The sequence below is a fragment of the Microbacterium sp. NPDC057659 genome, from assembly GCF_042799915.1.
Taxonomy (GTDB): Bacteria; Actinomycetota; Actinomycetes; order Actinomycetales; family Microbacteriaceae; genus Microbacterium.
Genome location: NZ_JBHVHU010000001.1, coordinates 1,675,364 through 1,692,644, shown reverse-complemented (window position 1 = coordinate 1,692,644; position 17,281 = coordinate 1,675,364). Strand labels below are relative to the sequence as shown.

Below are 17,281 nucleotides of genomic sequence, written 5' to 3'. Positions count from 1 at the left end.
GCCGCGTCACTTCTTCGCGCGGCTGCGGTTCCAGGCGACCCACACGGCGGTGACGATCAGGGCGCCCACCAGCGAGCCGATGATGCCGCTCGGCCGCAGCTCGAGGCCGTCGCCGCTGAGCAGGCTGATCAGCAGACCGCCGACGAAGGAGCCGATCAGCCCTGCGGCGCAGGCCAGCGCCCAGTCGACCTTCTTGCCCTTGCTGGTGCCGAGCAGCCACTGGGCCGCAGCGCCGATGATCATTCCGAAGAGGATGAGGCCGATGATGAGCATGAGCGCAATCCTATTGTGTTCGAGGCAGCCGCCCGGACGCGTAGGCGCCGGTCGCGGCAGGGGTCCGAGCAGAGGACGCGGCGCGGGTCATTGACCGGGGCGCCCGCAGGGCGCACTATTCACCCATGACGGATGCTCCGGCGGTGACGGTCGACGCCCTGGTGGTGCGGCGCGGGCGCCGCACCGTGTTCGACGGGCTGGACGTGGCGATCCCGCGCGGCGAGATCACCGGACTCCTCGGGCCCAGCGGATGCGGCAAGACCACGCTGCTGCGCGCCATCGTGGGCGTGCAGAAGGTGAAGGACGGCGCGGTCACCGTTCTCGGTGAGCCCGCCGGGTCGCGGGGGCTGCGCGACAGGGTCGCCTACGGCACTCAGGGCGCCGCGGTCTACAGCGACCTGACCGTGCGGCAGAACCTGCAGTACTTCGCATCCGTCCTCGGTGCCCCACGCGGCGACGTCGACCGGGTGCTCGACGAGGTCGGACTGCGCGACCACGCCAAGCAGCAGGTCTCAGGCCTCAGCGGCGGGCAGGCCGGGCGGGTGTCGCTGGGGGCGGCCCTGCTCGGCAGCCCGGAACTGGTGGTGCTGGACGAGCCGACCGTCGGCCTCGATCCGGTGCTGCGCAGCGAGCTGTGGGGCATGTTCCGTCGAATAGCGGATGCCGGGACCACGCTGATCGTGTCGAGCCATGTCATGGACGAGGCTCGGCGCTGCGACCGGCTGCTGCTCATGCGCGACGGCCGGCTGATCGCCGACACCACGCCGGCCGCGCTGCTCGAGGACACCGGAGAGCCGGATGCCGAGGACGCGTTCCTCGCCCTGATCGCGCGCGACGAGAAGCAGCATCCGCCGACGCGGCGCTCGCAGCGGGGAGCGGGCTCGTGACCCCCCGCCGGCTGCTCGCGACCGCCGGGCGCGTGCTCGAGCAGCTGCGGCACGATCCGCGCTCGATCGCACTGATGGTGATCGCACCGAGTCTGCTGGTGGGCCTGTTCGCCTGGCTGTTCACCGACCAGGACGGGGTGTTCGACCAGTTCGGCGGCGCGATCCTCGCACTGTTCCCGTTCATCGTGATGTTCCTGATCACCTCGATCACCACGCTGCGCGAGCGCCGCTCCGGCACTCTCGAACGGCTGATGTCGACACCCCTGGGCAAGGCCGACTTCATCCTCGGCTACGCGCTGGCGTTCGGCCTGATGGCGGTGCTGCAGGCCGTCATCACCGTCGCGTTCGCGGTGTACGTGTGCGGGCTCAACGTGGACGGCCCGCTCTGGCAGTTGGGCCTGGTCGCCGTCGTCGATGCCGTGCTGGGCACCGCCCTGGGGCTGCTGGCGAGCGCGTTCGCGCAGACGGAGTTCCAGGCCGTGCAGTTCATGCCGGTGCTGGTGTTCCCGCAGATCATCCTGGGCGGGCTGTTCATGCCGCGCGACCAGATGCCCGACGTGCTCTACGCGATCTCGGACTGGCTGCCGCTCAGCCATGCGATCGACGCCATCAACGCGGTGACCGCCGGCGACGAGGGGTGGGACGTCTGGCAGCCCGTGCTCATCGTGGTGGCTTTCGCCGTCGCGTTCCTGGTGCTCGCCCCGCTCACCCTGCGGCGGCGGACGCCGTAGCGCGCGAGGGCTGATTTCCGCCAGCATCCGCGGGGCTCCGCTGCTGGAATCGACCCATGACCGACCGGCCGCCGCTCCCTTCCGCGTTCACCCGCCTGTCTTCGGCGAGCGCCCTCACCCTCTCCGCCGAGCAGCTCGCCCTGGCCGCCGCGCCGCTCGCGGCAGTGGTCGTCCTCGGTGTGGGAGCGACGGAGACCGCGCTGCTGCAAGTGGCGCAGACGCTGCCGTTCCTGCTGCTGGCGATCCCCTTCGGACTGCTGGTCGATCGCCACTCGCCACGTCGCTTCCTCCTGGGTGCCGAGATGCTGCGCGCTGTCACCCTGCTGAGCGTCGTCGCACTGCTGCTGCTCGGCGCGCTCACGTTTCCTGCACTCCTCGCACTCGGGCTGATCGGGGCGATCGGCACGGTCGCATTCAGCGTGGGTGTTCCCGCGACGGTGCCGGCTCTGGTCGATCGAGAGCGTCTGGTCGATGCGAATCGATGGATCGAACTGGGGCGGAGCACCGCCTACATCGCCGGACCCGCGCTGGGCGGGGCGCTGGTGTCGTTCGTGGGCGCGAGTACGGCGTTCATCGTGGCGACGGTCGTGTGCGGCGCCGCCGTCGCCCTGCTCTCCCGCCTCGCCCTCCCGGTGCGTCCGGCGGCGAAGCGACGAGAGCTCGCATTCCGCAGCCTGGGCGAGGGCCTTCGCTTCGCACTCCGGCACGAGCTGCTCCGGCCGATGATCCTCACCTCGATGATCTTCAACATCGGGTGGTTCCTCGTGCAGGCGGTCTTCATGGTGCACGCGATCGACAGGGTCGGGATGACTCCGGCGACTGTCGGCATCGCACTCGGAGTCTCCGGCGCCGGGGGCCTGCTCAGCGCGTTCGCGGTGCGCTGGCTCTCGGCCCGGCTTCCGCTCGGCGCTCTGATGATCGTCGGGCCGATCTGCGGTCTTCTCGCGGCCGTCTTCCTGATGTCGACGCTCTGGATCCCGTCATCGCAGATCGTCTTCGCAGCGTTCTTCCTGTTCGGGTTCGGTCCGGTGCTGTGGGCGATCTCGACGACGGCGCTGCGTCAGGCGGTCACCCCGCTGCCGCTGCTCGGGCGGGTGTCCTCGCTGATGATCGTGTCGACCTATGGCGCGCGTCCGCTCGGGGCGGGACTGGCAGCGGTGACCTCCGCGCTCTTCGGGCTCGACTGGTGCCTGGTCGCGGCGGTCGTCGTGTTCGCCGCTCAGCTCATCGTCGCCCTCGCCTCACGGCTCCCGAAGATCCGTCGCCTGCCGCAGGACGCCCCGGAGCCGGCGAGCGCTTCCGGTGCCTCGCCCGCGCGGTGAGCAGGTGCTCATGCGTCAGGGCCGGTGCGAAGAGGGCACAGTGCATCCTCTCGCGACATCCTCCGAGCCGGCTTCGCGTCAGTCCCCGCGTGCCGCGCGATTCTTCGTGTGACGCGTCGGCGCAGCGGCCCAGGGGTCCTCGGGCCACGGATGCTTCGGATAGCGGCCGCGCATCTCGGCACGCACCTGCGCGTAGGGGCCGGACCAGAACGACGCGAGGTCGTCGGTGACGGCGAGCGGACGTCCGGCGGGGGAGAGCAGGTGGAACAGCACGGGCTCGCGTCCGCCCGCCAGGCGCGGCGTCTCAGCCCAGCCGAAGCACTCCTGCAGCTTCACCGCGACGACCGGCCGGGCGCCCTCGTCGTCGATCGGCGGGTACGCGATGCGGATACGGGAGCCGCTGGGAACCTCGAGCCGCTCCGGAGCGAGCACGTCGAACTCAGCGGCGGCCGGCCAGGGCAGCAGCCGGCGCAGAGCGGATGCCAGGTCGATGCGGCCGGCAGGGGCGCCGCCGGCGAGGGCGTCGATCTCGGGTCCGAGCCAGGTGTCGAGGGCGTCGGTGAGTGCGGCATCCGACATGTCCGGCCACGGCGAGCCGATCGCGCGGTGCAGCAGGGCGAGCCGGCGGCGCAGTTCATCCGCGGCATCCGACCAGGTGAACACGCCGAGCCCGTCGCGGTGCAGCGCGCGCTGCACGGCGGCGCGGCCCTCTTCGGCCGTCGCGCGCACCGGGACCGAGGCGCGCACGATTGCGCCGACCCGGCGCTCACGGCGTGCCGCGACGCGGCCCTTCACGAACTCCGCTTCGACGCGGTCGGTGATGAGGTGGTCGGCGGCGCGCTCCACCTGCGCTTCGGTGATGACAGCGGCGGCGCGGATGAGCGCCCCGGAGCCGGCGGCGGCCCGCCCCGATGCACGGGAGACGTCGGCGACCGCCAGCCATTCGGCTCCGGCGAGTGTGCCGCGCACGCCGGCGCGAGTGCCGGATGCCAGCCGGAACGTCGCACCCTCAGCCGTGCGGTCAACCCGCCGCGCGATGCGTCCGGGGAACGCGAGCCCGATCACGAGCCCCGCGTCGTCGACACCGCTCCTCGCGTCGGATGGTGGCGCGAAGCGCCGCAGGCGCCGTGCCTCCTGCGCCCACCGCCGGGCATCCGGACCTCGGCCGTTCCGCAGCGCGACGACGGCGGCGGCGACGTCGGCATCGGGCACGCGGATCTCACCGCCGAGCAGCGCCACCACCTCCGAGGAGAGTTCGGCTCCGACGAGTTCCGTGCCGTCGACCAGCGCGCGGGCGAGTCGCGGATCGACGGGGATTCGGGCCAGCCTGCGTCCCTCGGCCGTCGCCCGGCCGTCGTCGTCGGTTGCGCCCAGGTCGTGCAGCACGCTCCGCGCCTCGGCCAGCGCGTCGGCGGGCAGCGGGTCGATCAGCCTCAGCCCGGTGCCGCCCGGTGCGCCCCAGCAGGCCAGCAGCAGCGCGGCATCGGCGAGATCGGCGGTCGCGATCTCGGGAGCCGGGCGTGCGGGAGCCGCCGCGTAGGTGCGCTCGTCGATGCAGCGGATGACGGTTCCCGGCCCCTGCCGGGTCGCGCGGCCCGCGCGCTGCACGCACGACGACCGCGCGGCGCCGGCGGTGACCAGCCCGCTTATGCCGCGGGCCGCGTCGCGCTGCGGGAACCGCGACAGGCAGCTGTCCACGACGAGTCGCACCCCGGGGACCGTGAGCGACGACTCGGCGAGCGACGTCGTCACGATGATGCGCGGCGCGTCTTCCGGCGCGCGCCCGCGGATCACCGCATCCTGCTCGGCGGACGGGATCTGACCGTGCAGCTCGCGCACGTCGAATCCGCGGGCCTCGTCGCGCAGGCGGCGGGCGATCTCAGCGACCTCCCACGCGCCCGGCGCGAAGACCAGCGTGTCGCCCTCCTCGAGGTCGCGAGCACCGGATGCCGCGGTGCGCGCGACATGGTCGAGGAAACCGCGGGTGACGCCGCGCTCGTCCAGCCGGGGCACCGGACTCGGCGCCCAGCGCTCGGCGAGCGGATGCGCGGCGACCGTGTGCTCGACCACCGGAGCCGGCTCGTCGATCACCTCCGCGATGCGAGCGGCGTCGAGCGTGGCCGACATCGCGATCAGGACGAGGTCGTCGCGCAACTCCCGCACCTCGCCGAGCAGACCGATCAGCAGGTCGGTCTCCAGCGCCCGCTCGTGCACCTCGTCGATGACGACAGCGTCGACGCCGTCGAGGCCCGGGTCATCCAGCATCCGACGCAGCAGCACGCCGGCGGTGACGAACTCGACCCGGGTGTCGCTGCTGACCGAGCGCTCGCCGCGGACCGTGAACCCGGCCCTCGTTCCGAGCGGCGAGCCGTCGAGCTGCGCGAGCCTCCGAGCGGCCGCTCGCGCGGCGACGCGGCGCGGCTGCGTGACGATCACGCGTCCCCTCGCGCGCGAGGCGAGCAGGGGAGGGACGAGCGTGGTCTTTCCGGTCCCGGGCGGCGCGCTCACCACGACCGCCGTACTCGTGTCGAGCGCGGCGGTCAGGTCGTCGAGGGCGCCCGCGAACGCGAGCCCCTCACCGATCCTCGCCAGGTCGAAAGTCACCGGTCCAGTCTCTCGCGTCCCCGGCATCGGTCAGGAATCGAGAAGCCCCGCCTGAGCTGCGTTTCTAGCCTCGAAGCATGAACATTCACAGCATCACCATCGAGGTCCCGCAGGACGAGATCCTGGCCGCGGAGTCCTTCTACCGAGACGCCCTTCGCCTGGGTGACCGCGTCACCGTGCGGCCGAGCGGACAGCCGAGCTCCGGCTTCCGCGGCTTCGCGCCCTCCCTCATCCTCGTGCAGCCGGGTGACGTCGACGCGGTGTTCGCCCGTGCGCTCGCCGCGGGCGCCCAGGTCCTGAAGCCGGTCGCGAAGAGTCTGTGGGGTTACGGCGGATCATTCCGGGCGCCGGACGGCACGACGTGGCAGGTCGCCAGCGCCAAGAAGACCGCGACCGGACCGGCGACCGGCGAGATCGAACGGGTCGTGCTGCTGCTCGGCGTCGACAAGGTCAAGGCGAGCAAGAGCTTCTACCAGGAGCAGGGTCTGACGGTCGCGAAGAGCTTCCCCTCCTACGTCGAGTTCGACACCGGCGCCGTCAAGCTGGCCCTCTACAAGCGGGCGGCCCTCGCCAAGCAGGTCGGATGCGACGCCGCGGGAACCGGATCGCACCGCCTGGCCGTCGCCGCCGACGGGGCCTTCACCGACCCCGACGGCTATGACTGGATCCGGGCCCGCGTCTCCGAGCGAAAGGCATAGCCGCCGATCGTGACCGCCGCCTAGGACGTCCGGACACGCGGAGGGCGCGGATGCCGCAGCATCCGCGCCCTCCGTTGACGTGATCAGTCCTCGGGAACGACCTCGACGGTCTTCGCGGGGCGGAGGGGCGCCGCAGGAGCGGCATCCTCCGACGCCTGGGCGACGCCTGCGCCGAAGCCACGGCCGACGGCCTGGCCCTGGATGATCGCAGCGAGGTCGAGGCCGGTCGCGGCGTTGACGCTGTCGAAGACGGCGCGCATGGCCTTGGCGTTGTCGCCGCCGACGACGCTGGAGGCGCCGTCCTCGCCGGAGCCCCCGATGATCGACACGTTGCCGATCGTCGCGTAGCCCTTGGCGAACTCGCCCATGATCGCGGGCAGCACCTCGAGCACGCGCTGCGACAGGAACGCCTCCTGGTTCGACGCGATGGCCTTCGCCTCCGCCTCGACGGCGGCCGCGCGGGCCTCACCCTCGGCGCGGATGGCGGCGGCCTCGGCCTCGGCGCGCACCCGGCGGGCCGCGGCCTCCGCGTCGGCCTGGGCGCGCAGCGCGTTGGCCTCACCGGCGGCCTTCGCCTCAGCAGCGGCCGCCTCACCGGCCGCCCGGGCCTTGTCGGCCTGCGCCTGCTGCTCGGCGATGCGGGTGCGCGCCTCGGCCTGCTTGACCTGCTCGATCGCGGCAGCCTCGGCGGCCTTCTCGCGCGTGAACAGGTCGGCCTGAGCCCTCGTCTCGGCCTCGTAGCGCTGCGCGTCGGCGACGCGCTTCACATCGGCATCCAGCTGAGCCTGCTTGTTCTCGGCCTGCTGCTGCAGGACGGCCTGCTCGGCCTGCGCGCGGGCCAGCTGCTCGGCCTGCTCGGCCTCGGCGCGGGCGCGGCCGATGCCGGCGTTCGCGTTCGCCGTGTTGGTGTCGAGCGCGGTCTGCTCGATCAGGTTGGCTTCCTGGTTGGCGATGTTCTTCTGGTTGATCGCACGATCGGCGTTCGTCTGCGAGATCTCGGCGGACTGGCGCTTGGCCTGGATCTCGGGAGCGCCGAGCGACTGGATGTACCCGACCTTGTCGGTGATGCCCTTGATCTGGAACGAGTCGAGGATCAGACCCTGCTCGGCCAGCTCCTGGGAGACGTCCGAAGCGATCTGATCGGAGAACTTCTTGCGCTCGCGCATGAGCTCGACGACCGAGAGCGTGGCGACGATGCCGCGCAGCGCGCCCTCGAGCTGCTCGGTGGTGAACTGCTCGATGGCCTTGTCCTGCGAGGCGAAGCGCTCAGCGGCGCGGCGCACGTACAGCGGGTCGGAGCCAATCTTCACGATGGCGACGCCGTCGACGTTCAGCGTGACGCTGTCGAGCGACTGCGCCTCGGCGTTCAGCGACACCTGGCGCGAGCGCAGCGAGATGATCTCGTGGCGCTGCGTGATCGGGTTGACGACGGCCTTGCCGTTCACGATGACCGTGACCGGCGATTCCGCGAGCTCGGAGCTGGTGCTGCCGTCGCTGTTGACGACGGCCCGCTGCACCTTCTGCTTGCGGCCGGAGATCACGAGCGCCTCGTCTGCTCGCGCGACCTTGATCCAGCTGCGCGCGAAGAGCGCGACGATTCCGACCAGGACGACGACGAACGCGAGTGCGATTCCGACAGTGATGAGGATTCCGACGAGCGCGGCGATCTCCAAGGGGCCCTCCAGCCTGAACTCCCCAGTGGAGTCCCTTGCCGACCACCTTGCCAGATACCGGCGGATGCTGCAGATGGGGAGAACTCCCCGTGGATCACAGCCCGCGGAGCTTCTCCGTCAGGGCGAGCAGGGTGCGCTGCTCATCGGCATCCAGTCTCGACATCTTCTCGGCGATGGAACGGCCGTGCGAAGCCGCCAGCACGCGGAAAGTGCGTGCGCCGTCCTCGGTGGCGGTCAGCAGTGAGCCGCGGCCGTCCTCCGGATCGGCGGCCTTCGTGATCAGGCCGCGGCTGACCATCCGGTCGACGAGGCGCGAGACGCTGGGCTGGCTGATGAGCATGTTCGCGGTGACATCACGCAGCCGGGCGGTCATCTCACAGGAGCGCACGACCGTGAGCAGCACGTCGTACTCGGCCTGGGTGACGTCGGCGCCGTCGAAGTCGGTGATCATCTCGGCGAACAGCTCGTGCTGGGCGCGGAAGAGGCTCTCCCACGCCTGCAGGGCGAGCTGGCGATCGGTCATCATCACAGATTAGCGCGGACATGATTGAGGGCCGGTCGGAGAGGCTCCCGACCGGCCCTTGTCCCTTGCACCAAGAGGTCCTGCAATCACATGCGGTGGATGCCACAGCAAACATTCACCGTGCGATCACTCTATAACGGCGAGGTAACGAAAAGCAACGGTTTGGTCACGGAAACATCGTGAGGATTCCGAATCGGCGCACGGGTGTCGAAACCGCCCATCGTCGTTCGTGGTCTTGATAACCGGACGAAACAGATCCGGACCGATCTGGAAGGGCTTCTCGCATGTACATGGATTCGATGGGAGCGATCCTCATCCACCGCCTCGAGACCGAGCGTGCAATGGTCAAGGCCGAACGACGCCGTGTGGTCGCCGAGCGCATCGCCGAGCGGCGTAGTACAGATGAACGATGACCCTCTATCAGGACAGCTCAGCGGACGCGATGGCGGCGATCACGCGCGTGCACCGGGAGGAGTGGGCGCGGATCGTCGCGGGGCTCACCCGGCGGTTCGGCGACCTCGATCTGGCCGAGGAGATGACGGCCGACGCGTTCGCGGCCGCCGTCGAGCACTGGCCGGATCACGGCATCCCGCCGAACCCGGCCGGGTGGGTGACCACCACCGCCAATCGCAGGGCGATCGACCGGCTGCGGCGGGAGGCACACCGGGACGACAAGCACCGGGAGGCGATCATGCTGCATGATCCGGAACCGGCCCCGCCGGTCGGCGTCATCGAGGACGATCGCCTGCGGCTGCTGTTCATCTGCTGCCATCCGGCACTTCCGCTGGAGGGACGCGTGGCGCTGACGCTGAGGATGCTCGGCGGGCTCACCGTCGCCGAGATCGCCCACGCGTTCCTCGTGCAGGACACGACTATGGGGCAGCGGATCAGCCGCGCCAAGGCGAAGATCACCTCGGCCGGCATCCCGTTCACGATCCCTGCGGCGGAGGACCTTCCGGCTCGCATCGACGGCGTCCTCGCTGTCCTCTACCTGGTCTTCAACGAGGGATACCTCGCCACAGGGCCGGACATGCCTCCGATCCGGCGAGAACTGACGGCCGAGGCGATCCGGCTCACCCGGCTCACCCGGGAGCTCCTCCCGAACGATCCCGAAGTGGCGGGGCTGCTCGCTTTGATGCTGCTGACCGAGGCGCGCTCCGCGGCGCGCGTCTCGGCAGACGGCGAACTGGTGCGGCTGGACGAGCAGGATCGCGGCGCATGGGATCGGGTGCTGATCGCCGAGGGCCTCCAGCTGCTGGATGCGGCGCCGAGCATCCGCCCCGGTCGGTACCTGCTGCTCGCGGCGATCAACGCCGTCCACGTCACGGCGCCGCATGCGCGTGACACCGACTGGGCCCGCATCGTGACGCTGTACTCCCGCCTCGAGGAGGTCGATCCGAGCCCGATAGTCACCCTCAACAAGGCCATCGCGATCTCCGAGCACGATTCGCCCGACGTCGCCCTCGCGATCGTGGACCGGCTCGCCGACAGGCTCGACGGCTTCCACGCCTACCACGCCACCCGTGCGGAACTGCTGCGGGCGACCGGCCGATCCGCAGACGCGCGGTCCGCCTACGACCGCGCGATCGAACTGGCCGGGAACGCCGCCGAGACCGCACACCTCATCCGCCGACGCAACCAACTCGCAACCCCGAATGGAGCACCATCATGAGCAGCAAGTACCTCGTCATCCACATGTCCGACCCGACCGGCACCGAGTTGCCGCAGGACGAGGACCAGGCGATCCTCGAGCGCTGGGCCGCCGAGGGGAACACCGCGGGCCGCCTCGAGATGGGCGCGCCGGTCGCGGGCGCCGAACAGGCGAAGTCCGTCGCCGTGCGTGGCGGCCAGACCCTCATCACCGACGGACCATTCCCGGAGTTCAAGGAGTGGTTCGCCGGCTACGACCTCATCACCGCGGACTCGATCGACGAGGCAGCCGAGTTCATGGCGAAGCATCCGGTCGCCATCAACGGCCGCATCTACATCCTGCCGCTGGTCAAGCTGCCCTGGGAGCGCGACTGAACCTTCCCCGGCGCACCGCACCGTGCTAGACAACGCACATGGGTCTGCGCGGGTGGTACCGATCGACCGGGGCGGATCTGCCGTTCCAGAGTCCGCTGCCCGCGCACCCCGGCGTCGCGATGGAGGGCTACTTCTGGCGCATCACGGATGCCACGAATGGCCGTGCGATCATCGCCCTGAACGGCGTCAATCGCGGTCCGCACGGACCTTGGTCGACGCTCGGGTACGCCGCGCATCCCGGTCGGTTCCTGCGAGTGGCCGAGCATCCGACGGCATATGCCGATCGTCGCGACATCGGAGCACACGCCGGTCACGCGTTCCACGGCAGTGACCGGTTCCTGCACGTCGACCTCGGGCCGGATGCCCGCCTCGACGTGACGATCAGCACCCCGCTGCGCTGGCCCCATCGGGCGTTCGGCGGGTCGAGCGTCTTCCAGTCCGTGCCGGCGCTGAACCAGTACTGGCATCCGTGGCTGCTCGGCGGGCGGGTGAACGGCACCGCGACGCTGGGGGACGAGACATGGGAGCTGTGCGACGCGCAGATCTACGCTGAGAAGAACTGGGGCCGCGAGGGGTTCCCCGATTCCTGGTGGTGGGGGCAGGCGCAGGGCTTCGCCGAGCGGGACGCCTGCGTGGCGTTCGCCGGAGGGCAGGTGCACGCAGGCCCCCTCCGCACCGAGGTGACGGGGCTGGTCGTGCGGCTGCCCGGCGGCCGCATCGTCCGGCTCGGCAACCCGGGCGTCAGCCCGGTGCGCGCCGTCGTCGACGACGAGCGGTGGATGCTGCACGGCCGGGGATTCGGGTGGACGATCGACGTCACCGGCACGGCGCCGCGCGGGGCGTCGTGCGTGCTGCCGGTGCCGCTGCCCTCCGAGGAACAGAACACGGCCGGTGCGCTCGAGCACCTCGCCGGAACCCTCGACGTGACCGTGCGCCGCAGGGGAGCCGTCGTGTGGTCGGGCAGCTCGGCGCTGGCCGGCCTCGAGCACGGCGGGCTCGACCGGGCGCGCGCCGAGCTCGTGCGGCGCGGGGTGGATCCTTCCGCGACCCACGCCGCGCCTGTCGACGGCTGACTCAGCGGACCGTCTGCCGTGAGCGGAATCGCTGGACAGTGCACCGCGGGGCATGGTCGCATCGAGCCATGGAGATCCTGATTCTCGGCGGTACTGCATTCCTGGGGCGTGCGATCGCGAGCGAGGCGGTCGCCCGCCGGCACGCAGTCACCTGTCTCGCGCGCGGCACCTCGCGCGCGCCCGAAGGCGTCGATTTCATCGCAGCCGATCGCGACGAGGAGGACGGGCTCGTTCGTGCGACCGGTCGGCGCTGGGATGCCGTGATCGATGTGTCGCGTCACCCCGGTCAGGTCCGCCGTGCTGTGCGGGACCTCGATGCCGGGCACTGGGTCTTCGTGTCGACGGGGAACGTGTACGCCTCATTCGATCGGGCCGAGCAGTCCGAGGACGCCGCGCTCCTGGACCCTCTCGACGGTGACGTGATGGAGTCGATGGAGGCGTACGGGCCGGCGAAGGTGGCATGCGAGCGCCTGATCTCGGGAGCCGCGTCCTCGGCGACGATCGTTCGCTCAGGTCTCATCGGCGGGCCGGGCGATGCCTCCGGCCGCACCGGCTACTGGCCGTGGCGCTTCGCATCGCCGACCGGCGACGACGTGATTGCCCCGGACGACCTCGACTTCCCCGTTGCGCTGATCGACGTCCGCGATCTTGCGAGCTGGCTGATCACCGCCGCCGAGCAGCGGATCGATGGTGTGTTCAACGCGACCGGGCCGATGACGACCCTCGGTGAGGTCCTCGAGACGTCGAGGCAGGTCGCACGCAGCGGCGCCCCGCTGAGACTCGTCCCGCTCGAGCGGATGGCTGAGCTCGGCATCGGACAGTGGATGGGGCCCAAGTCGATGCCGCTGTGGATCGCAGACCAGGACTGGCGCTGGTTCGCCACGATGGACACGGCCCGCGCCCGTGCCGCCGGGTTGGAGACGCGCCCGCTGGCGGAGACCCTCGCGGGCGCACTCGAGTACGAGCGGAGCCGCGATGTGGCACGGCAGGCCGGGCTCACAGACGAGGAGGAACGCGAGGTGCGCAGCGCACTCGACTCCGAAGTCTGAGGCGGATCCGATCCGTGCCGGTCAGCTCACCGGCACCGGATGCTGCTGCGGCGCAGCATCCATCAGAGCACGCAGCTCGTCGGCCGGCAGGTTCGCGCCGAAGGCGGGGTTGCCGGGCTGCAGCACGGCGCCCGCGGCGAGGGGCCCGGCCAGCACCGGGTCGAAGCCGAGGGAGTCGACGAAGGCGGCCACCGCGGCGACATCCGCCTGGTCATCGCCGGCGATCGCGATCGCCTTGCGTCTTGCGGCGTCGGCCGGCCGGGCCTCTTCGTCGAGGTCGTGATAGCCCATGTGGTTCAGGGCCTTCACGACGCGCGCGCCGTCGAGGAACTCCTGCACGATCTCGCTGGTCGAGGTGCGCGGGTCGCTGAGGTCGTCGCGGATGCCGTCGGTCTCCCACCAGTAGTTCATGGTGTCGATGACGAGCTTGCCGTCGAGCAGATCCGCGGGCAGGTTCTGGTGCTTGCCGAGCGGCAGTGCGAGCACGGCGACGTCGGCCTCACGGATCGCCTCGTCGGCGTGCACGGCGGTCGCGCCGGGCACGAGGACCTCGATCGTCAGCGCGATGCGCTCCGGGTCGCGGGAGCCCGCGATCAGCACGCGGTAGCCGGCCGCGACGGCCAGCCGCGCGAGCACCGTGCCGACCTTGCCGGCGCCGAGGATGCCGACGGTGCGGATGCTGCTGTCGGTGAGGTTCTCAGACATGGACTGACTTTCCGTCCTTCGTGATCTGGGCGACCGGGCGCCGGGTCAGGTACCAGTCTCCGGGGTCTTCGGTGAGGAGTTCCTTGACGCGCGGCGCGACCTTCTCGCCGAAGAGCCGGATGCTGCTCTCGCGCACCTCGCGGGGGAGGTGGCGCAGGTCGTACTTCAGGTCGAAGCGCGACAGGTGGTTCGCCCTGGCCGCGGCGGCGATCTTCTGCGCGACGGTCTCGGGCGAGCCGACATAGAGCGCGCCGGACTCGATCTCCTCGGCGTAGCGCTCCGGTGTCGGCGGGTAGAAGCCGCGCTCCTTGCTGATCTCGGTGACGACCGGCTGCCAGTGCTTCCAGTGCACGTTCTTCGCCTCATCGTCGGTCTCGGCGATCAGACCGAGCGAGTGCTGGGCGATCGGCAGCTCCTGGTGGCCGAACTTCGCCAGCGCCCGCAGATACAGCTCCACATGCCCGGCGAAGCGCTCGGGCCGGCCGCCGATGATCGCCATCATCAGGGGCAGCCCGTGCCTGGCGGCGCGGACGACGGAGTCGGGGCTGCCGCCGATGCCGATCCATGCGGGAACGCCGCCCTCCGGCATCCGCGGGTGCAGGCGGACGTCGTCGAGCGGTGCGCGGTACCTGCCGGACCAAGTGACGTGATCCTCATGCATGAGGCGCAGGAACAGGTCGAGCTTCTCCTCGAAGATCGCCTCGTACTCGGCGATGTCGTAGCCGAACAGCGGGAACGACTCGATCGCCGAGGCACGGCCGAGCACGAGGTGCGTGCGTCCCTCGGAGATGGCGTCCACGGTCGCGAACTCCTGGTAGAGCCGCACCGGGTCCTGCGTGGACAGCACGGTGACCGAGGTGCCGAGTCCGATCGTCGAGGTCGCCTGCGCGGCCGCCGCGAGGACGACAGGCGTCGCCGAGTCGACCTGATCCTGCTTGTAGTGCTCGCCGACGCTGAAGACGTCGAGGCCGACGGACTCGGCCAGCTGCGCCTCCTCGACGAGCAGGCGCACCGCCTCGGCATCGGTCTGCACGCGACCGCCGTCGGTGGCCACGTCTCCGAAGGAGTTCAGCCCGAACTCGAATCCTGACGCCTCGGTGGACATCGCCTCACGACCTTCCCTCGGCCGGAGCATCCGGCCCATCATCGAGGTGCAACACATGTATTGACGTGTCAATTCCCATGTTCGGCGGGATGCTCCTGCTCGCCTCCGCGACTCGCGTTCAGCCGGACACGGCCTCGTTGAGACGCTGCCCGTTCTCGACATGGAACAGGTGCACGCGGCCCGGCTTCGGTGTCGCGTGCACGGTGTCGCCGGCGTTCGGGTGCACCCGCCCGTCGACGCGGGCGATGACGTCGACGCGCTCGCCGTCCACGGTGGCGTGGCCGTAGAGGTAGCCGTCGGCCCCGAGCTCCTCGACCAGGTCCACGATCACGGTGAGGCCCTGGCTCGGATCGGACGTGATCTCGACGTCCTCGGGGCGCACGCCGATCATGACCCGGGGGCCGGCATCTGCGAGCACATCCCGCTCGATCGGGACGATCGAGGAGCCGAACCGCACGCCGCCGTCAGCGACATCCGTCGGGAACAGGTTCATGGCGGGGGAGCCGATGAAGCCGGCCACGAACAGATTCCGCGGGTGCTCGTAGAGGTCGCGCGGGGTGCCGACCTGCTGCAGGAGACCGTCGGCGAGGACGGCGATACGGTCGCCCATGGTCAGAGCCTCCACCTGGTCGTGGGTGACGTAGACCGTGGTCACGCCGAGGCGGCGCTGCAGCGACGAGATCTGGGTGCGGGTCTGCACGCGGAGCTTGGCGTCGAGATTCGACAGCGGCTCGTCCATGAGGAACACCTGCGGCTGGCGGACGATCGCGCGACCCATGGCGACGCGCTGACGCTGGCCGCCCGAGAGCGCCTTCGGCTTGCGCTCGAGGAAGGGCACCAGATCCAGCAGTTCGGCGGCTTCGAGCACGCGGGCTGCGCGTTCCTCCTTGCCGACGCCGGCGATCTTCAGGGCGAAGCCCATGTTCTCGGCGACGGTCATGTGGGGATAGAGCGCGTAGTTCTGGAACACCATGGCGATGTCGCGGTCCTTCGGCGGCACGTCGGTGACGTCGCGGTCGCCGATCAGGATGCGGCCGGCGCCCACCTCTTCGAGGCCGGCGAGCATGCGCAGCGTCGTGGACTTCCCGGAGCCCGAGGGGCCGACGAGAACGAGGAACTCGCCGTCGGCGATCTCCAGGTCGAACTTGTCCACTGCGGGGCGCGCCACGCCGGGGTAGGTTCGCGTCGCCTGCTCGAATGTGACAGTAGCCATCTCTTCTTCCTTTCACCGGCAGGTACGTGCCGGACGATCCGTTGTGAGAGAAAACGCCGCCGGATCGTCCCGGCGGACGCATGATGCTGCAACAATTGAATTGACGTATCAATTCCGGGAGGGTCGATGAGCGAGAAACGCCGCACCATGCCGACGCCTGAGCAGCTGCGGGTGTGGCGGGACTACGTCGAGACCTCTGAGGCGCTGCGCACCCGGCTGGGCGGTCGGATGCTGGCCGAGTCGGCGCTCTCGTCGGGGGACTACCGCGTGCTGCTCGCCCTGACCGAGGCACCGGGATTCACGCTGCGCTCCTCGGAGCTCGCGTCGATGATCGGCTGGGAGCGCAGCCGGCTCTCGCACCATCTCGGCCGGATGGAGAAGCGCGGCCTGATCGCCCGCACTCCCTGCGCCGACGTCGCACACGGCGTCGACGTCCTGGCGACGGATGCCGGACGTGAGGCGTTCCGGGCCGGGTCCGTCCCGCACCTGCGTGCGGTGCGGGAGCTGTTCATCGATGCGCTGAGCGCCGAGCAGCTGGAGCAGCTCGACGGGATCTCGGCGTCGCTGCGCCGCCATCTCGAGGTCTGAGGGCGGTCGTATCCTGAGGCGATGGCGACCATCGCTGATGTACGCGCTCTCGGCTCGACGCTGGAGCGGTCGTACGAGGTGCTCGTCCGCGGCCGGGTGAAGTTCCGGGTCGGCCAGCTGGTCTACGTCGCGTTCTCGGCGGACGAGCGCACGATGGAGTTCGGGTTCCCGAAGGAGATGCGCGAGGGGCTGGTCGGCGGGCAGCCGGACAAGTTCTCGATGCCGTCGCCGTCGGACATGCGGTTCCACTGGGTGCGATCCGACCTGGCGGCGCTGGACCCCGCCGAGGCGAGGGAGTTCGTCGTGGATGCCTGGCGCATGGTCGTGCCGCAGAAGCTGTCGCGTGCCTACGACCTCGCGCACCCGGACGGGCCGGGGTAGCCGCGGAACGCCCGAATGGGACTACGGTGTGTCACATCATGTTCCTCATCCTCGGAATCGTGCTCGCCGCAGTCGCGGCGCTGCTGCACGTGTACATCTTCGTGCTCGAGTCGGTTCGCTGGACGCACCCGTCCACCCGTCGCGTCTTCGGCGTCCCCTCCGAGGCGGACGCGCAGACGATGAAGGCGCTCGCGTTCAACCAGGGGTTCTACAACCTGTTCCTCGCCGTGATCACGGTGATCGGCATCGTCATCGCGCTCTCGGGCGGCACGGCGGTCGGAATCGCGCTGATGCTGGCAGGAACCGGAACCATGCTCGCAGCCGCGCTCGTGCTCATCCTCTCGGATGCGTCCAAGGCGCGGGCGGCCGCAGTGCAGGGCACCCTCCCGCTGCTCGCGGTGATCAGCCTGATCGTCTCCGCGACGACCTGA

At 70.4% G+C, this 17,281-nt stretch carries 19 protein-coding genes; 12 read left to right on the top strand and 7 right to left on the bottom strand.

Translation table 11 applies throughout. The annotated features are described in order from the left end of the window. Positions 1-6: 6 nt before the first annotated feature. Positions 7-273, bottom strand: coding sequence for a GlsB/YeaQ/YmgE family stress response membrane protein (locus ACFVAE_RS08035; protein ID WP_378890090.1), 267 nt, complete (start codon positions 271-273; stop codon positions 7-9). 125 nt (positions 274-398) lie between these two features. Here ACFVAE_RS08035 and ACFVAE_RS08030 point away from each other — a divergent pair, with 125 nt between their 5' ends. The 3 genes from ACFVAE_RS08030 to ACFVAE_RS08020 are packed head-to-tail and all read left to right on the top strand — an operon-like array spanning position 399 to position 3,213. Continuing rightward, positions 399-1,160 (top strand): ABC transporter ATP-binding protein, encoded by a 762-nt coding sequence (locus ACFVAE_RS08030; RefSeq protein ID WP_378890088.1) that lies wholly within the window; start codon positions 399-401, stop codon positions 1,158-1,160. Beyond that, positions 1,157-1,891, top strand: coding sequence for an ABC transporter permease (locus ACFVAE_RS08025; protein WP_378890085.1), 735 nt, complete (start codon positions 1,157-1,159; stop codon positions 1,889-1,891). The genes ACFVAE_RS08030 and ACFVAE_RS08025 overlap by 4 nt, the downstream gene beginning before the upstream one ends. A 56-nt stretch (positions 1,892-1,947) precedes the next feature. Further along, complete coding sequence (locus ACFVAE_RS08020) at positions 1,948-3,213, top strand: MFS transporter (RefSeq protein ID WP_378890083.1); 1,266 nt, start codon at positions 1,948-1,950, stop codon at positions 3,211-3,213. Between the two features lie 78 nt (positions 3,214-3,291). Here the strand turns inward: ACFVAE_RS08020 and hrpB are convergent, their stop codons facing one another. Beyond that, the gene (hrpB, locus tag ACFVAE_RS08015; protein WP_378890080.1) at positions 3,292-5,844 is read right to left on the bottom strand and encodes an ATP-dependent helicase HrpB; all 2,553 of its coding nucleotides are present in this window, start codon (positions 5,842-5,844) and stop codon (positions 3,292-3,294) included. A gap of 50 nt (positions 5,845-5,894) precedes the next feature. Between hrpB and ACFVAE_RS08010 the strand changes: the two genes are divergently transcribed. Beyond that, on the top strand, positions 5,895-6,515 hold the full coding sequence (locus tag ACFVAE_RS08010; RefSeq protein ID WP_378890078.1) for a VOC family protein: 621 nt from the start codon (positions 5,895-5,897) through the stop codon (positions 6,513-6,515). A gap of 83 nt (positions 6,516-6,598) precedes the next feature. Here the strand turns inward: ACFVAE_RS08010 and ACFVAE_RS08005 are convergent, their stop codons facing one another. Further along, a complete protein-coding gene (locus ACFVAE_RS08005; RefSeq protein ID WP_378890075.1) occupies positions 6,599-8,188 on the bottom strand; it encodes an SPFH domain-containing protein in 1,590 nt (529 codons plus the stop codon). Between the two features lie 94 nt (positions 8,189-8,282). Beyond that, positions 8,283-8,711, bottom strand: coding sequence for a MarR family winged helix-turn-helix transcriptional regulator (locus ACFVAE_RS08000; protein WP_378890071.1), 429 nt, complete (start codon positions 8,709-8,711; stop codon positions 8,283-8,285). A gap of 284 nt (positions 8,712-8,995) precedes the next feature. Between ACFVAE_RS08000 and ACFVAE_RS07995 the strand changes: the two genes are divergently transcribed. The 5 genes from ACFVAE_RS07995 (at position 8,996) to ACFVAE_RS07975 (ending at position 12,858) form a co-directional block, all read left to right on the top strand. Beyond that, positions 8,996-9,124: a hypothetical protein gene (locus ACFVAE_RS07995; protein ID WP_378890069.1), complete on the top strand. Its 129-nt coding sequence runs from the start codon at positions 8,996-8,998 to the stop codon at positions 9,122-9,124. Beyond that, the gene (locus ACFVAE_RS07990; RefSeq protein ID WP_378890066.1) at positions 9,121-10,383 is read left to right on the top strand and encodes an RNA polymerase sigma factor; all 1,263 of its coding nucleotides are present in this window, start codon (positions 9,121-9,123) and stop codon (positions 10,381-10,383) included. Before ACFVAE_RS07995 ends, ACFVAE_RS07990 begins: the two co-directional genes overlap by 4 nt. Then, positions 10,380-10,736 (top strand): YciI family protein, encoded by a 357-nt coding sequence (locus ACFVAE_RS07985; RefSeq protein ID WP_378890063.1) that lies wholly within the window; start codon positions 10,380-10,382, stop codon positions 10,734-10,736. Before ACFVAE_RS07990 ends, ACFVAE_RS07985 begins: the two co-directional genes overlap by 4 nt. Positions 10,737-10,774: 38 nt before the next feature. After that, the gene (locus ACFVAE_RS07980; RefSeq protein ID WP_378890061.1) at positions 10,775-11,809 is read left to right on the top strand and encodes a tocopherol cyclase family protein; all 1,035 of its coding nucleotides are present in this window, start codon (positions 10,775-10,777) and stop codon (positions 11,807-11,809) included. A 68-nt stretch (positions 11,810-11,877) separates the two neighbouring features. Further along, complete coding sequence (locus tag ACFVAE_RS07975; RefSeq protein ID WP_378890059.1) at positions 11,878-12,858, top strand: NAD-dependent epimerase/dehydratase family protein; 981 nt, start codon at positions 11,878-11,880, stop codon at positions 12,856-12,858. A 21-nt stretch (positions 12,859-12,879) separates the two neighbouring features. Here the strand turns inward: ACFVAE_RS07975 and ACFVAE_RS07970 are convergent, their stop codons facing one another. The 3 genes from ACFVAE_RS07970 to ACFVAE_RS07960 form a co-directional block, all read right to left on the bottom strand. After that, on the bottom strand, positions 12,880-13,563 hold the full coding sequence (locus tag ACFVAE_RS07970) for an NADPH-dependent F420 reductase (RefSeq protein WP_378890057.1): 684 nt from the start codon (positions 13,561-13,563) through the stop codon (positions 12,880-12,882). Continuing rightward, positions 13,556-14,698 carry an LLM class flavin-dependent oxidoreductase gene (locus ACFVAE_RS07965; RefSeq protein ID WP_378890054.1) on the bottom strand — a complete coding sequence of 381 codons (1,143 nt, stop codon included), beginning with the start codon at positions 14,696-14,698 and terminating at the stop codon, positions 13,556-13,558. Before ACFVAE_RS07965 ends, ACFVAE_RS07970 begins: the two co-directional genes overlap by 8 nt. 88 nt (positions 14,699-14,786) lie before the next feature. Continuing rightward, on the bottom strand, positions 14,787-15,881 hold the full coding sequence (locus ACFVAE_RS07960; RefSeq protein WP_378890052.1) for an ABC transporter ATP-binding protein: 1,095 nt from the start codon (positions 15,879-15,881) through the stop codon (positions 14,787-14,789). Positions 15,882-16,007: 126 nt separating this feature from the next. Between ACFVAE_RS07960 and ACFVAE_RS07955 the strand changes: the two genes are divergently transcribed. Genes ACFVAE_RS07955 through ACFVAE_RS07945 form a run of 3 tightly spaced genes read left to right on the top strand, consistent with a single transcriptional unit; the run spans position 16,008 to position 17,281 of the window. Beyond that, the gene (locus ACFVAE_RS07955) at positions 16,008-16,469 is read left to right on the top strand and encodes a MarR family winged helix-turn-helix transcriptional regulator (RefSeq protein WP_378890050.1); all 462 of its coding nucleotides are present in this window, start codon (positions 16,008-16,010) and stop codon (positions 16,467-16,469) included. A gap of 21 nt (positions 16,470-16,490) precedes the next feature. Continuing rightward, on the top strand, positions 16,491-16,850 hold the full coding sequence (locus ACFVAE_RS07950; protein ID WP_378890048.1) for an MmcQ/YjbR family DNA-binding protein: 360 nt from the start codon (positions 16,491-16,493) through the stop codon (positions 16,848-16,850). Between the two features lie 38 nt (positions 16,851-16,888). Further along, positions 16,889-17,281 (top strand): DUF1304 domain-containing protein, encoded by a 393-nt coding sequence (locus tag ACFVAE_RS07945; RefSeq protein ID WP_378890045.1) that lies wholly within the window; start codon positions 16,889-16,891, stop codon positions 17,279-17,281.

Bases quoted from the DNA above. Each gene is read 5' to 3' on its own strand.
- ACFVAE_RS08035 (WP_378890090.1), bottom strand. From the start codon at position 273: ATGCTCATCATCGGCCTCATCCTCTTCGGAATGATCATCGGCGCTGCG.
- ACFVAE_RS08030 (WP_378890088.1), top strand. From the start codon at position 399: ATGACGGATGCTCCGGCGGTGACGGTCGACGCCCTGGTGGTGCGGCGC.
- ACFVAE_RS08020 (WP_378890083.1), top strand. From the start codon at position 1,948: ATGACCGACCGGCCGCCGCTCCCTTCCGCGTTCACCCGCCTGTCTTCG.
- hrpB (WP_378890080.1), bottom strand. From the start codon at position 5,844: ATGCCGGGGACGCGAGAGACTGGACCGGTGACTTTCGACCTGGCGAGG.
- ACFVAE_RS08010 (WP_378890078.1), top strand. From the start codon at position 5,895: ATGAACATTCACAGCATCACCATCGAGGTCCCGCAGGACGAGATCCTG.
- ACFVAE_RS08000 (WP_378890071.1), bottom strand. From the start codon at position 8,711: ATGACCGATCGCCAGCTCGCCCTGCAGGCGTGGGAGAGCCTCTTCCGC.
- ACFVAE_RS07995 (WP_378890069.1), top strand. From the start codon at position 8,996: ATGTACATGGATTCGATGGGAGCGATCCTCATCCACCGCCTCGAGACC.
- ACFVAE_RS07990 (WP_378890066.1), top strand. From the start codon at position 9,121: ATGACCCTCTATCAGGACAGCTCAGCGGACGCGATGGCGGCGATCACG.
- ACFVAE_RS07985 (WP_378890063.1), top strand. From the start codon at position 10,380: ATGAGCAGCAAGTACCTCGTCATCCACATGTCCGACCCGACCGGCACC.
- ACFVAE_RS07980 (WP_378890061.1), top strand. From the start codon at position 10,775: ATGGGTCTGCGCGGGTGGTACCGATCGACCGGGGCGGATCTGCCGTTC.
- ACFVAE_RS07975 (WP_378890059.1), top strand. From the start codon at position 11,878: ATGGAGATCCTGATTCTCGGCGGTACTGCATTCCTGGGGCGTGCGATC.
- ACFVAE_RS07970 (WP_378890057.1), bottom strand. From the start codon at position 13,563: ATGTCTGAGAACCTCACCGACAGCAGCATCCGCACCGTCGGCATCCTC.
- ACFVAE_RS07965 (WP_378890054.1), bottom strand. From the start codon at position 14,698: ATGCTCCGGCCGAGGGAAGGTCGTGAGGCGATGTCCACCGAGGCGTCA.
- ACFVAE_RS07960 (WP_378890052.1), bottom strand. From the start codon at position 15,881: ATGGCTACTGTCACATTCGAGCAGGCGACGCGAACCTACCCCGGCGTG.
- ACFVAE_RS07955 (WP_378890050.1), top strand. From the start codon at position 16,008: ATGAGCGAGAAACGCCGCACCATGCCGACGCCTGAGCAGCTGCGGGTG.
- ACFVAE_RS07950 (WP_378890048.1), top strand. From the start codon at position 16,491: ATGGCGACCATCGCTGATGTACGCGCTCTCGGCTCGACGCTGGAGCGG.
- ACFVAE_RS07945 (WP_378890045.1), top strand. From the start codon at position 16,889: ATGTTCCTCATCCTCGGAATCGTGCTCGCCGCAGTCGCGGCGCTGCTG.